Annotated in this window: 13 protein-coding genes, 1 pseudogene and 1 riboswitch; of the genes and pseudogenes, 8 read left to right on the top strand and 6 right to left on the bottom strand. The window is 68.0% G+C overall.

Annotated features, from left to right (window positions below; genetic code table 11):
• Nucleotides 1-2 precede the first annotated feature (2 nt).
• A riboswitch (TPP riboswitch) is annotated at nucleotides 3-104 on the top strand.
• Between the two features lie 128 nt (nucleotides 105-232).
• From thiC to ACE3SS_RS06670, 6 genes are all read left to right on the top strand, one after another.
• Complete coding sequence (thiC, locus tag ACE3SS_RS06695; protein ID WP_374592390.1) at nucleotides 233-2,107, top strand: phosphomethylpyrimidine synthase ThiC; 1,875 nt, start codon at nucleotides 233-235, stop codon at nucleotides 2,105-2,107.
• Between the two features lie 5 nt (nucleotides 2,108-2,112).
• On the top strand, nucleotides 2,113-3,231 hold the full coding sequence (locus ACE3SS_RS06690; RefSeq protein ID WP_374592389.1) for an FAD-dependent oxidoreductase: 1,119 nt from the start codon (nucleotides 2,113-2,115) through the stop codon (nucleotides 3,229-3,231).
• Nucleotides 3,228-3,464 (top strand): sulfur carrier protein ThiS, encoded by a 237-nt coding sequence (gene thiS / locus ACE3SS_RS06685; protein WP_374592388.1) that lies wholly within the window; start codon nucleotides 3,228-3,230, stop codon nucleotides 3,462-3,464. Before ACE3SS_RS06690 ends, thiS begins: the two co-directional genes overlap by 4 nt.
• A gap of 4 nt (nucleotides 3,465-3,468) precedes the next feature.
• Nucleotides 3,469-4,269 (top strand): thiazole synthase, encoded by an 801-nt coding sequence (locus ACE3SS_RS06680; RefSeq protein ID WP_374592387.1) that lies wholly within the window; start codon nucleotides 3,469-3,471, stop codon nucleotides 4,267-4,269.
• Nucleotides 4,266-5,966, top strand: a complete 1,701-nt coding sequence (locus ACE3SS_RS06675) for a PfkB family carbohydrate kinase (RefSeq protein ID WP_374592386.1) — start codon at nucleotides 4,266-4,268, stop codon at nucleotides 5,964-5,966. The genes ACE3SS_RS06680 and ACE3SS_RS06675 overlap by 4 nt, the downstream gene beginning before the upstream one ends.
• Nucleotides 5,967-6,084: 118 nt before the next feature.
• Entirely contained in the window at nucleotides 6,085-7,926 is a 1,842-nt protein-coding gene (locus tag ACE3SS_RS06670) for an ATP-binding protein (protein WP_374592385.1), read from the top strand.
• A 22-nt stretch (nucleotides 7,927-7,948) separates the two neighbouring features.
• Here ACE3SS_RS06670 and rnhA read toward each other — a convergent pair whose 3' ends face one another.
• Nucleotides 7,949-8,416: a ribonuclease HI gene (gene rnhA, locus ACE3SS_RS06665; RefSeq protein ID WP_374592384.1), complete on the bottom strand. Its 468-nt coding sequence runs from the start codon at nucleotides 8,414-8,416 to the stop codon at nucleotides 7,949-7,951.
• Nucleotides 8,413-9,234 carry a class I SAM-dependent methyltransferase gene (locus tag ACE3SS_RS06660; protein ID WP_374592383.1) on the bottom strand — a complete coding sequence of 274 codons (822 nt, stop codon included), beginning with the start codon at nucleotides 9,232-9,234 and terminating at the stop codon, nucleotides 8,413-8,415. Before ACE3SS_RS06660 ends, rnhA begins: the two co-directional genes overlap by 4 nt.
• On the opposite strand from ACE3SS_RS06660, the gene gloB reads away from it, so the two are divergent.
• Nucleotides 9,233-10,051, top strand: a complete 819-nt coding sequence (gene gloB, locus ACE3SS_RS06655) for a hydroxyacylglutathione hydrolase (protein WP_374592382.1) — start codon at nucleotides 9,233-9,235, stop codon at nucleotides 10,049-10,051. The genes ACE3SS_RS06660 and gloB overlap by 2 nt on opposite strands.
• On the top strand, nucleotides 10,048-11,763 hold the full coding sequence (locus ACE3SS_RS06650) for a transglycosylase SLT domain-containing protein (RefSeq protein ID WP_374592381.1): 1,716 nt from the start codon (nucleotides 10,048-10,050) through the stop codon (nucleotides 11,761-11,763). The genes gloB and ACE3SS_RS06650 overlap by 4 nt, the downstream gene beginning before the upstream one ends.
• A 44-nt stretch (nucleotides 11,764-11,807) precedes the next feature.
• Here the strand turns inward: ACE3SS_RS06650 and ACE3SS_RS06645 are convergent, their stop codons facing one another.
• The 4 genes and pseudogenes from ACE3SS_RS06645 to ACE3SS_RS06630 all read right to left on the bottom strand — a co-directional run.
• On the bottom strand, nucleotides 11,808-12,200 hold the full coding sequence (locus ACE3SS_RS06645; protein ID WP_374592380.1) for an MAPEG family protein: 393 nt from the start codon (nucleotides 12,198-12,200) through the stop codon (nucleotides 11,808-11,810).
• A 137-nt stretch (nucleotides 12,201-12,337) separates the two neighbouring features.
• Nucleotides 12,338-12,931 (bottom strand): recombination mediator RecR, encoded by a 594-nt coding sequence (gene recR / locus ACE3SS_RS06640; RefSeq protein WP_374592379.1) that lies wholly within the window; start codon nucleotides 12,929-12,931, stop codon nucleotides 12,338-12,340.
• Nucleotides 12,932-12,959: 28 nt separating this feature from the next.
• Nucleotides 12,960-13,286 (bottom strand): YbaB/EbfC family nucleoid-associated protein, encoded by a 327-nt coding sequence (locus ACE3SS_RS06635; RefSeq protein ID WP_374592378.1) that lies wholly within the window; start codon nucleotides 13,284-13,286, stop codon nucleotides 12,960-12,962.
• A 36-nt stretch (nucleotides 13,287-13,322) separates the two neighbouring features.
• Nucleotides 13,323-13,981: pseudogene (locus ACE3SS_RS06630) on the bottom strand (DNA polymerase III subunit gamma/tau); the annotation flags it as partial.

Here is a 13,981-nt window from a genome sequence, read left to right as displayed (position 1 = left end):
CCGCCACTGCTCCGGGGTGCGCATTGCGCTGAGATGGCTTCACCGCCAAACCCGCTGAACTTGATCCGGCTAGTACCGGCGAAAGAAGAGCCAGCCGCCACGGCTTGTGTGGCGAGGTGACCGAATCGACTTGAGCGCGCGCCCATTGGCGCGGGCTCATGCCGCACCACCTCGCAACCTGCCCTCCCCGGCGCCCTTCGGAGCATCCCTTGTGTTGCCCGAAGGAGCCCCGATGAACAAGCCTTCCGACCTGCCGATCGACGCGCTGCCCGCCAGCGCCGAACTCACTCGCGCGCCACTACCTGGTTCGCGCAAGACCTACCTCGCCGGCCGCCTGCACCCCGCCCTGCGCGTGCCGCAACGCGAAGTGGCGCTGAGCAATGGCGATGTGGTCTGGCTCTACGACACCTCGGGCCCTTACACCGACCCGCAAGCGTCGATCGACGTCACCCGCGGCCTGCCCGCCTTGCGTCACGACTGGATCGACGTGCGCGATGACACCGAGGCCTACGCCGGCCGCGTGGTGGCCGAGGCCGACGATGGCGCGGGCCATGCGCGGCGCCTGGCCGAATTGCGCGCCCAGGCCGCCGGTCTGCAACGCACGCCCCGCCGCGCCCGCGTCGGCCACAACGTGACGCAGATGCACTACGCCCGGCGCGGCATCGTCACGCCCGAAATGGAATTCGTGGCGCTGCGCGAAAACCTGCGCCTGCAAGCCGCCCGCGAGGCCGCGCGCGAGCCGCTCAACGCCGAGCGCGAAGGCCGTCTGCGCGGCAACCCGCTGGGCGCGGCCATCCCGGCCGAGATCTCGCCCGAGTTCGTGCGCGCCGAGGTGGCTCGCGGCCGCGCGGTGATCCCGGCCAACATCAACCACCCCGAGCTCGAACCGATGGCCATCGGGCGCAACTTTCTCGTCAAGGTCAACGCCAACATCGGCAACTCGGCGGTCACGTCGAGCATCGAGGAAGAAGTCGAGAAGATGGTGTGGGCCACACGCTGGGGGGCCGACACGGTGATGGACCTCTCAACCGGCCAGCACATCCACACCACGCGCGACTGGATCGTGCGCAACAGCCCCGTGCCCATCGGCACGGTGCCGATCTACCAGGCGCTCGAAAAGGTGGGCGGCATCGCCGAAGACCTGACCTGGGCGATCTTTCGCGACACGCTGATCGAGCAGGCCGAGCAAGGGGTGGACTACTTCACCATCCACGCCGGGCTGCGCCTGCCGTTCATCCACCTCACGGCCGGCCGGCGCACGGGCATCGTGTCGCGCGGCGGCTCGATCCTGGCCAAGTGGTGCATCGCGCATCACCAAGAGAACTTCTTGTACACGCACTTCGCAGAGATCTGCGACATCATGAAGGCATACGACGTGAGCTTCTCGCTGGGCGACGGCCTGCGCCCCGGCTCGCTGGCCGACGCCAACGACGAGGCCCAGTTCGCCGAGCTGCGCACACTGGGCGAGCTGACGCAAGTGGCCTGGAAGCACGACGTGCAGACCATGATCGAAGGCCCGGGCCACGTGCCGATGCACCTGATCCAGGCCAACATGACCGAGCAGCTCAAGCACTGCGGCGAGGCACCGTTCTACACGCTGGGGCCGCTGACCATCGACGTGGCACCGGGCTACGACCACATTGCCTCGGCGATCGGCGCCGCGATGATCGGCTGGATGGGCACGGCCATGCTGTGCTACGTGACGCCCAAGGAGCACCTCGGCCTGCCCAACCGCGACGACGTCAAGCAGGGCCTGATGGCCTACAAGATCGCCGCGCACGCCGCCGACATCGCCAAGGGCCACCCCGGAGCCCGCCTGCGCGACGACGCCATCTCGAAGGCGCGGTTTGAGTTCCGTTGGGCCGACCAGTTCAACCTCGGACTCGACCCCGAGACGGCGCGCAGCTTTCACGACGAGACGCTGCCCAAGGACGCAGCCAAGGTCGCCCACTTCTGCTCGATGTGCGGCCCCAAGTTCTGCTCGATGAAGATCACGCAGGAGGTGCGCGACTTCGTGACGCAAGGGCTGTCGACCAAGTCGAGCGAATTCAAACAAGCGGGCGGGGCGCTCTACGTGCCGATCAACGCCCGGACAAATCAGGAGTGAACAACATGGCTCATATCGGAATCGCCGGCGCCGGCCTGCTCGGCCGCCTGCTGGCCTGGACTCTCGCCCACGCCGGGCACGACGTGGAAGTCTTCGACCCCGCCCCCGGCCCCGCCCCGCTGCACAGCGGCGACGGCGCCGCCGCCTGGACGGCCGCGGGCATGCTCAGCCCGCTCGCCGAGCAGGAGCACGCGTCGGCCAAGGTGACCGCGCTGGGCTGGCGCTCGCTGCCACTGTGGCAAGGCATCGTGCAACGTCTGGGCGGCGAGCCGTTCTTCGCTCAGCGCGGCAGCCTGTTGCTGGCTCACGGCGGCGACCTCGGCAGCGCGCGGCGTGTGCTGGCTCGACTGACGCAAGACCACGATCAGGCTCATCCGCAACGCGCGCCGATGCAACCGCAAGAGCTGAGCCGCGCGCAGTTGTTGAACCTCGAACCCGCGTTGCACAACGTGACGCAGGCCTGGCTGCTGCCGGGCGAAGGACAGATTCACCCCGTGCAGACCATGATCGCCTTGCATCGCGACGCCCCGCGCGTGATCTGGCACTGGCAGAGCTGGGCGCGCGAAATGGCACCGTACACGTTCGACGTGCACGAAGCCGCCCCCAAGCCCGACAACCCGCGGCACACGCGCAGCATCCGCCGTCGCTTCGACCTGGTATTCGACGTGCGCGGCGTCGGCGGCCGCCCCGAGTGCGACGTGCGCGGCGTGCGCGGCGAGCTGCTGTGGCTGCACGCCCCCGGCCTGCGTCTGACCCGACCGCTGCGTCTGCTGCACCCGCGTCACCGCGTCTACATCGTGCCCCGCCCCGGCGATCTGGTGGTGATCGGCGCCAGCGAAATCGAAAGCGAAGACACCCAGGCCGTGACGCTGCGCAGCGCCGTCGAGCTGATGGCCGCCGCGCACAGCGTGCTGCCCGAGCTGGCCGACAGCCGCCTCGTGCACCTGGAGGCCAACCTGCGTCCCGCCCTGCCCGACCACCAGCCGCGTCTGCACCACGAGCCCGGTCTCGTGTGCATCAACGGGTTGTTCCGCCACGGCTGGCTGATGGCCCCCGCGCTGGTGGAGCAAGCCTTGCACGAATGCGGGCTCGGCGCACGCCCGTCGCTGCAGGAGGCGGCATGACCGCCATGCTGCAACCGGCCATCCATGCCACGGTCAACATCACGTTCAACGGCCAGGCGATTCCGCTGAGCAGCCGCACCACGCTGGCGGCCTTGCTGGCCGCGTTGGGGCAACACTGCACCGGCATGGCCACCGCCGTGAACGGCGACTTCGTGGCCCGTGAAGAACGCGACGCCTGCGTGCTCGAAGCCGGCGACAGCGTCACCGTGTTCCGTCCCATCGTCGGAGGCTGACCGCATGCGCGACACCACCACCACCGAGCCTGCTGGCTGGCGCGTCGGCGCCCACGCGCTGGGCAGCCGGCTGCTGCTGGGCACGGCCGGCTACCCGTCGCCCGCCGTCTTGCGCGAAGCCATTGCAGCCTCGGGCGCCGAGGTCGTCACCGTGGGCCTCAAACGCACGCTGGCCGCGGCGGGCGACAACGGCTTTGTCGACATCATCTTGCGCAGCGGTGCCCGGTTGCTGCCCAACACGGCCGGCTGCCGCACCGCCCGCGAGGCCATCACCCTCGCGCGCATGGCCCGCGAGCTCTACGACACCCCCTGGATCAAGCTCGAAGTGGTGGGCGACGAACACACCCTGCAGCCCGACCCTTTCGAGCTGGTGCCCGCCGCCGAGCAACTGGTGCGCGACGGCTTCGAGGTCTTCCCCTACTGCACCGACGACCTCGTGACCTGCCAGCGTCTGCTCGACGTGGGCTGCCGCGTGCTGATGCCCTGGGGCGCCCCCATCGGATCGGGCCAAGGCCTGGTCAACCCCGGCGCCTTGCGCACGCTGCGCAGCCGCCTGCCGGGCGTGCCGCTCGTCATCGACGCCGGTATCGGCTCGCCTGCCGACGCGGTGCAGGCCATGGAGTTGGGCTTCGACGCCGTGCTGCTCAACTCGGCCGTGGCCCACGCCCGCGACCCGGTGTGCATGGCGCGAGCCTTCAAGCTCGCCATCGAAGGCGGCCGCGCGGGCTTCGAGGCCGGCATCATGGCCCGGCAGGACATGGCCGTGCCCAGCACGCCGGTAACTGGGCGACCCTTTCTGCTATGACCGCCCTGCCCCCCACGCCACGCCCGCCGGTCATCTGGAGCATCGCCGGCCACGACAGCTGCGGCGGGGCCGGTCTGAGCGCCGACCAGCGCGCGGCGGACGCGCTCGGCGTGCATCTGTGCCCGGTGGTGGCCGCGCTCACCGCCCAGCATTCGCAAGGCGTGCAAGCGGTGTACCCCACGCCACCGGCGCAACTGCAAAGCCAACTGCGCGCCTTGGCCGAAGACCTGCCCCCGCGCGCCATCAAGACCGGCCTGCTGGGCAGCGTCGCCGCCATCGAGCTGGTCGCGCAGTGGGTCGACCGCTGGCGCGAGCGCGCCCCCGCCGGCGTCGCCCCCCACCAGCATCTGGCCCTGATCGTCGACCCCGTGCTGGGCGCCTCGTCGGGCGGAGCCGCGTTCAGCAACGACAGCATCGTCGCGGCCTACCGCACCCTGCTGATCCCGCGCGCCACGGTGCTCACGCCCAACCACGCTGAAGCGTGCCGCCTGCTCGGCCACCCCAGCTGGCAAGAGCAGGCGTTCGGCGATGCGCCGGAACTGGCTCGCGAACTGCAGGCACTCGGGGCCCGCAGCGTGGTCATCACCGGGGGCGACGCACCTGCCACCACCGCCGCACCGCATTGCCTCGACTGGATCAGCACGCCGCAAGCCAGCGGCTGGCTCACCGCTCCGCGCGTGCCCACGCCCCACACCCACGGCACGGGCTGCACTTTTGCCAGCGGCATCGCGGCAGCCCGGGCGCTGGGGCACGTTGAAGCCGATGCCATCGTGCTGGCCAAGATGCTGACGCACCATGCACTCACGCGCAGCCACGCGGCAGGCGCCGGCCCGGGCCCGGTGCTGGCTCGCCCGGGCTTCGCGGCCGGCCCGCGCGCCGGTGGCGCCCCCTTGCCCTGGCTCGGTCTGGCCGACGACCTGCCCTGGCGCCTGACGGCACCGGCCGCGTCGAGCAATGATGCCCCGCTGTTTCTCCCCTTCGCGTCGCCCCCCGATGGCCTGTACGGCATCGCCCCCGACAGCGCCCAACTGCATGCCGCCCTGCGAGCCGGCCTGCGCTGCGTGCAGCTGCGCCACAAGCCCAGCGCGGGGCTCGACCCGCATCTGCTGCGCAGCCTGCAAGACGCGCGAGAGGCCGGCGCGCAACTGTTCGTCAACGATCACTGGCGCCCCCTGCTGGCCCTCTTGAACCAAGACCCCGTAGACGCTTCGACTGCCGCGCCACTGGGCCTGCACCTCGGCCAAGAGGACCTGCTGGCGCTGGGCGCCACCGACCGCGCTGCCTTGCTGGCCGCACGCGACCGCCTGATGCTGGGCCTGAGCTCGCACAGCCTCTGGGAGCTGGCCCTGGCGGCCGGCTGCGGCGCCAGCCTCATCGCCTGCGGCCCGGTGCAACCCACCACCACCAAAGACATGCCCTGGCGCGCTCAAGGCGAACGCAATCTGCGCTGGTGGGTGGCCAACAGCCCCGCGCCGGTGGCGGCCATCGGCGGCTTGCTGACGCCCGACGATCTCGCCCGCTTTGCCGCCTGCGGGCCCGCCGCGCTGTGCGTGGTGCGCGCGTTGCAACACCCCGAAGCGGCGCTGACGCGGCATCTGGCCGACTTGCGGCGCGCCGTCGAGCACGGGCGCCGGACCATCCGCCCGGCACCCGCGTTGTCGATGCCGACCGATCTGCCCGATCCGGTCCTGGCTTGAGCCGGCAACAGCCCTTCGCCCACCTCGGGTGCAGTGTTGCCCTAATTGCTGGGGCGCAATCCAGCTCCCTACACTGGCAGGCTCCCTCAGAGTCCGCGCCAGCCACGCCCCCGCCCGCATGCAAGCCCCACTTCGGCAAACACTGCCCTGGCGCCTCTACGCCAGCCTGCTGACTCTACCGCTCACGGTCGTTATCGTCGTGGCGGTGCTGGCCATCGTCGCCGTGAACGTGCTGGGCGCCATGCGCGCCTATGTGGGCGGCGAAAGCATGTGGTCCAAGTCTCGCAGCGAAGCCGTGCAGCACCTGCTGCGCTACGCCGAATCGCACGACGAGACCGATCTGCAGCGCTTTCAAGACACGCTGAGCGTCATCCACTTCGATCGCAAGGCACGCGAAACCATGACGCGGCCTGACTTCGACGGCGACGAGGCGCGGCGTTACCTGATCGCCGCCGGCAATGCGCCCGACGACACCGGCAACATGGTGGCGCTGTTTCGCTACTTCGGTCACCTATGGCTGTTCAACGAGGCCCGCGAAACCTGGGCGCGCGGTGACGCGCTGATCGATCAGTTGCAGGCCCGCGCCGAGGTGCTGCATCTGGCCGTGCGACAAGACGCCCCCGATGCCGACATCCGCGCTGCCGTCGCCAGCATGATGGACGTCAACGCCCAGCTTCAGCAAACCGAGCGGCATTTCAGCGCCACGCTGGGCCGCACTTCCCGGCAAACCGAAACCCTGCTGATCGCCAGCCTGATCGCCGTTGCCCTGACGCTGAGCCTGGTCAGCCTGCTGCAGATCCGGCGCGTGCTGATCAAGCAGACCGAACAGCAAGCCGAGCTCGACGCCATCAGCCGCCGCTGGGAGCTCGCCTCGCAGTCTGCCGGCCTGGGGCTGTACGAGCTCGACCATGCCACCGACACCATCACGCTGGATGGCAAGAGCGCGTCGCTTCATGGTCTGGGCAACGAACCCGTGGTGGTCGCACGCACCACGATACGCAACCTGATCCTTGAAGAGGACGCGCCGTCAACCCGCAGTCAGGTCGACACCGTGCTCTCGACCGGCGAGATCTACAAGATCACCTACCGGGTTCGCTGGGCCGACGACAGCGTGCACGCCCTGCAGGCGGTCGGGCGCCTGATCAAGACGGCTCCGGGCGCGCCAGGCCGTCTCATCGGCGTGCTGCGCGACATCACCGACGAGCAGGCGCAAGCCGAGCTCGCCACCAGGCGCGAATCCGCCGAGCGCGTGGCGCAAGCGCAGCGGCACTTCCTGTCACGCCTGAGCCACGAGTTGCGCACCCCGTTGAACGCGATCCTGGGCTTCACGCAGCTGATGCTCATGCACACCGACTCGCTATCGGCGTCGCAAAGCCGGCAGCTCGACATGATCCTGGGAGCCGGCAAGCAGCTGCTGGCCCTGGTTGAAGACGTGCTCGACCTGAGCAAGGTCGAATCGGGCGACGTACGCATCGACCAGCAACAGGTGGACGTCTGCGCCACGCTGCGCAACTGCGCTGCGCTGGTGGACGGGCAGCGCGCCCGTCTCCGGGTGACCATCGACGACCGTCTGCCCGCCGCCCCGGTTCTCGCCTACGCCGACCCGCAGCGCCTGCACCAGATCTTCACCAACCTGCTGACCAACGCCTGCAAATACAACCGCCCCGATGGTCAAGTGATTCTCGAAGCCCGAACGCATGACAACCAGGTTGAAATCGAGATCACCGATACCGGGGTGGGCCTGACGGCAAGCGACATTGCCGAGCTTTTTCAGCCATTCAAGCGCGTGGCTTCCGCCGGCAACATCGAAGGCACCGGCCTGGGCCTGTACATCGTCAAGCTGCTGGTCGAACGCATGCACGGGCAAGTAGCCGTGTGCAGCGACGAGGGCCAGGGCTCCCGCTTCACCATCACGCTCCCGACCGCTCCGCAGGGCGTCGCCGACCTGCCTGCAGCCTGACGAAGCCGCCCCCCCGCCGGGGTCAGCAATACGGCGCCGCGCCCTTGTTGGCCAAGGCGTCGGCCCGCTCGTTGCCCGGGTCGCCGGCATGACCCTTCACCCAGCGCCACTCGACGCGGTGCGCCGCGGCGGCCGCATCGAGCTTCTGCCACAGCTCGACGTTCTTCACGGGCTTGCCGTCCGCGGTCTTCCAGCCCCGACGCTTCCAGTTGGCCATCCACTCGGTGATGCCCTTGCGCACGTATTCGCTGTCGGTGTAGAGCACCACGTCGCAACGCCGCTTCAGGGCCGTCAACGATTCGATCACCGCCGTCAGCTCCATGCGGTTGTTGGTGGTCAGCGCCTCGCCGCCGCAGAGTTCTTTCTCGTGCCCGCCGCTGCTCATCCAGGCGCCCCATCCGCCGGGCCCCGGGTTGCCCTTGCAGGCTCCATCGGTGTAGATCACCACGCGCGACGCAGCCGCCGCATCCGTCTTGGCCGAAACAGTCATCCAATCCAATCCTTGTTCTTGTTGGTGGCCACCACCGAAGCCGGGTGGCGCGCCGGCTTGGCACGGCGGATCTTGCCCACCAGATGCATGCCTTTCACGCGCTTCACAGCCACGATGAAATACACCGCACCCAGCACCGGCCACCAGCGATCGCCGGCGTTGTCCATCCAAGCCAGGCGCTCCAGCATGCGTTCCGATTGCAGCGCCGGACGGTAGCACCCGAAGCCGCCCGTCTCGACTTCGAGCCCCAGCAGACGCAGCCAGTCTCGCAGGCGCCAGTAGGCAATGAACTCGCCCTGCGGCAGCACCGTGGATCGCTTGACACCCCAGCGACCGAGCCGATGCCCCAACCCCCACAAGCTGGCCGGGTTGAACCCCACGATCACGACCCGGCCCTCGGGTACCAGCACCCGCTCGACCTCGCGCAAGGTTTCGTGCGGGTCGCGCGCCAATTCGAGCGCATGCGGCAGCACCACCAGATCCAGGCTGTTGCTCGGAAAGGGCAACGACTCGAAATCGCACAGCAAGCCGAGCGACGTCTCCGTCAACCCCTGAGCCGGGTCGCACGTTGACGGACGATGTTGATTTGCGGGCAAGGTTCGCAGACCAGCGTAGGCGCTGTCCAGCGCGACCCAGCGATGCGGCATCCGATTGGCACGCAAGGCATCCAGTTCGGGCAGCCCCAACTGCAAGGCATGGAACCCGAAAATGTCGGACACCGCACGATCCAGTTGCAGTTGTTCCCACTCGTGTAAATAGCGGCCCGGCGGAGTCCCCAGCCAGGGGTGCAACTCTATAATCGGATCAGTTTGCGTCATGGAACTCTTAGCGCTGCCCGCCTTCGTCGACAACTACATCTGGATGCTGCACAACGGTGCCGAGGCCATTGTGGTGGATCCGGGTGAAGCGGCCCCGGTCGAGCGCGCCCTCGATGCAAGCTCGCTGAAACTGGTGGGCATTCTAGTGACCCATCACCACGGCGATCACGTCGGCGGCATTCAAGCCTTGCTGCCGCGGCTGCAAGGCCCCGTGGTCGGCACCGCTCATGAAGCCATCCCCGGCCGCACCCGGGCCGTTCGCGAAGGAGACCGTTTGCAGCTGCTCGACCTCGAATGGCAAGTGCTCGACGTGCCCGGCCACACCGCCGGTCATGTCGCCTACCTCTGCGATTCGGTGCCCACCGCAACTGCCAGCGCCTACGACGACGCACCGTCCGCCGACCCGCTGCTCTTCTGCGGCGACGCGCTGTTCTCGGCCGGCTGTGGCCGCCTCTTCGACGGCACACACGAGCAATTGACCGCATCGCTGCAGCGCCTGGGCGGCCTGCCAGACGCCACTCGCGTGTGCTGCACGCACGAGTACACCGAATCGAACCTGCGCTTTGCGCAGGCCGTCGAGCCCTCCAATCGCGACATCGGCCAGGCCGTTGTCGAATGCAACGACCTCCGTCACCAGCATCGCCCCACGCTCCCCAGCACGCTGGGTCGCGAGTGGCGCATCAACCCTTTTCTGCGTGGCCTGCGCCCCGACGCCTCAGCCGAACTGTTCGCTGCGGCACGTGAGCACGGCGCCACCAGCCCCAACCCTGTTGCGGTGATCACCGCCATCAGACAGTGGAAGAACGTATACCGATGACCCTATCTCAACGCCCCATCGCCCCGCCCACATTGCCGACCCGACTGACGACTTGCGCGCTGTTGGTGATGTCGGCCCTCGGCTTGGCCGCCTGCGGCTCGATGCAAGCGCCTCAACAAAGTAGCGCCCTGCAACCCGGTCAGTTGATTGACGCCGCCCCGTCTGCGGCTGGCCGCACTGCGTCCAGCACGCACGAACCGATGCGCGGCAGCATGAGCCTCGCGACGTCGCAGCCGGTAGACCTTGCTGCGCCGGTCGCCCCCGAGGAGTCGGGCAAGGACGCCGTTGGCACGCCGACCGACGCCATGCAACCCGAGCAACCCGTGACGCTGGGCGACAGCGCTGCGCAAGCCGACCTGTGGGCTCGCGTGCGCCAGGGGTTCGGCATCCCCGACCTCGACAACAACCTCGTGCGCCAGCACGAGCAGTGGTACGCCCAGCGCCCCGACTACGTGCAGCGCATGACCGAGCGCTCCGGCCGCTACCTGTATCACGTGATGAGCGAAATCGAACAGCGCCACATGCCCGCCGAGCTGGCCCTGCTGCCGTTCATTGAAAGCGCCTTCAACCCGCAGGCCTTGTCGGTCGCCAAGGCATCGGGCATGTGGCAGTTCGTGCCGTCCACCGGCAAGGACTACGCGCTCAAGCAAAACATCTTCCGCGACGATCGCCGCGACGTGCTCGCATCCACCCGCGCGGCCATGGACTACCTGCAGCGCCTGTACGGCATGTTCGGCGATTGGCAACTGGCCCTGGCCGCCTACAACTGGGGCGAAGGCAATGTGCAGCGCGCCATCGCCCGCAACCAGCGCGCCGGCCTGCCCACCGACTACAGCAGCCTCAACATGCCGGCTGAAACGCGCAACTACGTGCCCAAGCTGCAAGCGGTCAAAAACATCGTCAGCCACCCCGAGGCGTTCGGCCTGAACCTGCCGCCGCTGGCGAATCACCCCTACTTCGTCAGCGTGCCCATCAAGCGCGACATCGACGCCGCGCTGGCCTGCAAGCTGGCCGGGCTGTCGCTGGACGAATTCCACGCCCTCAACCCGTCGCTCAACAAGCCGGTCATCCTGGCCAATGGCACGCCGCAAGTGCTGCTGCCCTACGACAACGCCGAGCAGTTCGTCGCCAACCTGGCCCAGCACCACGGCCCGCTCGCCACCTGGACGGCCTGGGTCGTGCCCAAGACGATGCGCCCCGCCGAAGCGGCCAAGCAGGTCGGCATGAGCGAAGCCCAGCTCCGCGACATCAACCGGGTGCCGCCCAAGATGCTGGTGAAGGCGGGTTCCACCCTGCTGGTGCCGCGTTCTCAGCAGCGCACTCAGGACATCTCTGAAGAGATTGCCGACAACGCCACGATGAGCCTGGCCCCCGATGTGCCGCCTCTGCGCAAGATGGTGGTGCGCGCCGGCAAACGCGACAACGTGGCCAGCGTGGCGCGACGCTTCGGAGTGAGCGCCGCGCAGGTTGCGCAATGGAACAAGCTCTCGCCGCAAACCCACCTGGGACGCGGCCAGCAAGTGGTGATCTATGTGTCCAATAAACGGGCAACCGCGCGCACCACCGCGGCCCGTTCCACGCCGCAGTCGGCGCCCCGCACTCGTGGCACGGTCGTCGCAAAAGCGCCGACTCCGCGAGCCAAGACTTCGCAGCGCACGCGCAGCGCATCGCGAACCGTGGCGGTGGCTGCAGCCAACACCCGTGTCCGCTGACGACGAAAAAGCGGCTCACCGACAAAAGTGTGCCGCACCCATCCTCACTTGCTCAACAAAATGGCAACGCTGATCGCCAGGCCAGCCGCCCACACCAGCGAACGCAAGGTCGCCAGATTCGCCAGATAGAAGGCGATATAGACCACCCGCACACCGATGAAAGCCATGGCCAGCTGGTCAACGTGTACCTGATCGGCGTGGGCCTGCTGGGCCAGCACCACCGATGCGATAAACAGCGGCAGGGCCTCGAAGCTGTTGGCCTGCGCCGCGTTGGCGCGCTGGCGATAACCATCGAGACCCGCCAGATACCCGCGCGGATCGTTGTTGTCGTAACCGCCCTTCTTGGGCGATCGGCCGAATCCGCCGGCCTTGGCGATCCCTGCGCACGCAATCGGCAGCAGGCAGGCAATCAACACGCACCAGTTGGCAATCGTCATCTGAAGTCTCCGTAAGTTGTGGGCCATCTCGACCACGCAGCATCGCATGGTCGCGCAATGGTACTAAAAGGTACCAATGTTTGCTGAACCTCAGGAGGCAGAAGCAGAAGATCGACCGAGCGCGCGACTCGTCGAATTCAGCGGCGGTCCATCAACGCGTGGGCGATGGTGCCCAGGTCGACGTATTCAAGCTCGCTGCCCACCGGGACACCGCGAGCGAGCCGGGTGACGCGCACGCCGCGCGGCCGCAACGCGTCGCCAATCACATGCGCCGTGGCCTCGCCTTCGGCGGTGAAGTTGGTGGCGACGATGACTTCTTCGACCACGCCGTCGGTGGCGCGCTCGATCAGGCGCGGCAGACCGATATCGCGCAGCCCTACGCCATCGAGCGGGCTGAGTTTGCCCATCAACACGAAATACAAGCCGCGAAAACTGCCCGTACGCTCCAGCGCCGCCTGATCGGCCGGAGTTTCGACCACGCAGAGCAACCGGGCGTCGCGCTGCGGGTCGAGGCACACCGAGCAGACAGGCGCTTCGGTGTAGGTGTTGCAGCGCTCGCAATGCCGCACATGGCTGGCGGCCTCGCCGAGCGCACGCGACAGCAGCATGGCGCCATCGCGGTCATGCTGCATCAGGTGATAGGCCATGCGCTGCGCCGACTTGACCCCGACGCCCGGCAGGCGACGCAAGGCATCGATCAACGCGTCGAGAGACGAAGCAGCAGAAGCCAAGGTGTCAACGCAGCGGCACTTTCACCGATCAGAACGGGAACTTCATCCCCGGGGGCATGGGCATGCCGGCCGTGAGCTTGCTCATCTTGGCAGTGGAGGTTTCTTCGGCACGGCGCACCGCATCGTTGAACGCGGCAGCGACCAAGTCTTCGAGCATGTCCTTGTCATCGGCCAGCAGGCTGGGGTCGATGGTGATGCGCTTGACGTCGTGCTTGCAGGTCATCACGACCTTCACCAAACCCGCGCCCGATTGCCCTTCGACCTCGACCAGCGCCAATTCGTCTTGCGCCTTCTTGAGGTTGTCTTGCATTTGCTGGGCTTGCTTCATCAAGCCCGCGAGTTGACCTTTGAGCATGGTTGTCCTCTTCTCAATTCAAGTGAAATCGTGAAATCAAATGGGCTTGATCGAGCCCGGCACAATGCGTGCCGTTTTGAATTGCTGCATCAGCGACACCACCAGCGGGTCGCCTTCGATCAAGGTTTCTGCCGCGCGCTGGCGGCGCTCTTTGTCGGCGGCATCGCGCTTGGCGGGGCTGTCCTTGGCCACGCCCGGCTCGACATCGAGTTGCACGGGGTGCCCCAACGCCGCCGCCATGGCCGCTTCGAGCCGCTCGCAGTGCGAGCCGTTGCGCAGCGTTTCGCGCTCGACTCGAATCAACCAGCGCTCGGCCCCACCATCGGCCGGAGTCACCGACATGCATTGCGACTGACAGGCCAACTCGCGCACCAGAGCCGTGATGGCGCCAGCAGCCGACATCTGGCCGACCAGCTCCGCCCACCGCAGCCCCAGCGGGTCGTCGAACCGAGGCACCTCGGCGCGCCGCGCCGCCGGCTCGGGGCTCGGCATCTCGCGGCCGCCCGTCGCGCTCGACTCGAACTCGTCGGGCTCGCCATCCGGCGCGTCCACCCAGGGAGGGATCTCGCCGACGTCATCGGGCGGCGCTTCGCGCACCACGCTCTCGGCTGCCAGACGCGGAGGCGTCGACACAACCGGTGCGGCAGGACGCTGGGGCGCATGAACCTGAATTTGTGCAGCCTGCGGTCGCTGCA

This window comes from Aquabacterium sp. (assembly GCF_041915145.1).
Classification (GTDB): domain Bacteria; phylum Pseudomonadota; class Gammaproteobacteria; order Burkholderiales; family Burkholderiaceae_C; genus Aquabacterium.
This window is presented reverse-complemented; position numbering and strand designations above follow the sequence as displayed.

What these genes read in the sequence shown, in the direction of transcription:
- thiC (WP_374592390.1), top strand. Translation starts at nt 233, where the DNA reads ATGAACAAGCCTTCCGACCTGCCGATCGACGCGCTGCCCGCCAGCGCC.
- ACE3SS_RS06690 (WP_374592389.1), top strand. Translation starts at nt 2,113, where the DNA reads ATGGCTCATATCGGAATCGCCGGCGCCGGCCTGCTCGGCCGCCTGCTG.
- thiS (WP_374592388.1), top strand. Translation starts at nt 3,228, where the DNA reads ATGACCGCCATGCTGCAACCGGCCATCCATGCCACGGTCAACATCACG.
- ACE3SS_RS06680 (WP_374592387.1), top strand. Translation starts at nt 3,469, where the DNA reads ATGCGCGACACCACCACCACCGAGCCTGCTGGCTGGCGCGTCGGCGCC.
- ACE3SS_RS06675 (WP_374592386.1), top strand. Translation starts at nt 4,266, where the DNA reads ATGACCGCCCTGCCCCCCACGCCACGCCCGCCGGTCATCTGGAGCATC.
- ACE3SS_RS06670 (WP_374592385.1), top strand. Translation starts at nt 6,085, where the DNA reads ATGCAAGCCCCACTTCGGCAAACACTGCCCTGGCGCCTCTACGCCAGC.
- rnhA (WP_374592384.1), bottom strand. Translation starts at nt 8,416, where the DNA reads ATGACTGTTTCGGCCAAGACGGATGCGGCGGCTGCGTCGCGCGTGGTG.
- gloB (WP_374592382.1), top strand. Translation starts at nt 9,233, where the DNA reads ATGGAACTCTTAGCGCTGCCCGCCTTCGTCGACAACTACATCTGGATG.
- ACE3SS_RS06660 (WP_374592383.1), bottom strand. Translation starts at nt 9,234, where the DNA reads ATGACGCAAACTGATCCGATTATAGAGTTGCACCCCTGGCTGGGGACT.
- ACE3SS_RS06650 (WP_374592381.1), top strand. Translation starts at nt 10,048, where the DNA reads ATGACCCTATCTCAACGCCCCATCGCCCCGCCCACATTGCCGACCCGA.
- ACE3SS_RS06645 (WP_374592380.1), bottom strand. Translation starts at nt 12,200, where the DNA reads ATGACGATTGCCAACTGGTGCGTGTTGATTGCCTGCCTGCTGCCGATT.
- ACE3SS_RS06635 (WP_374592378.1), bottom strand. Translation starts at nt 13,286, where the DNA reads ATGCTCAAAGGTCAACTCGCGGGCTTGATGAAGCAAGCCCAGCAAATG.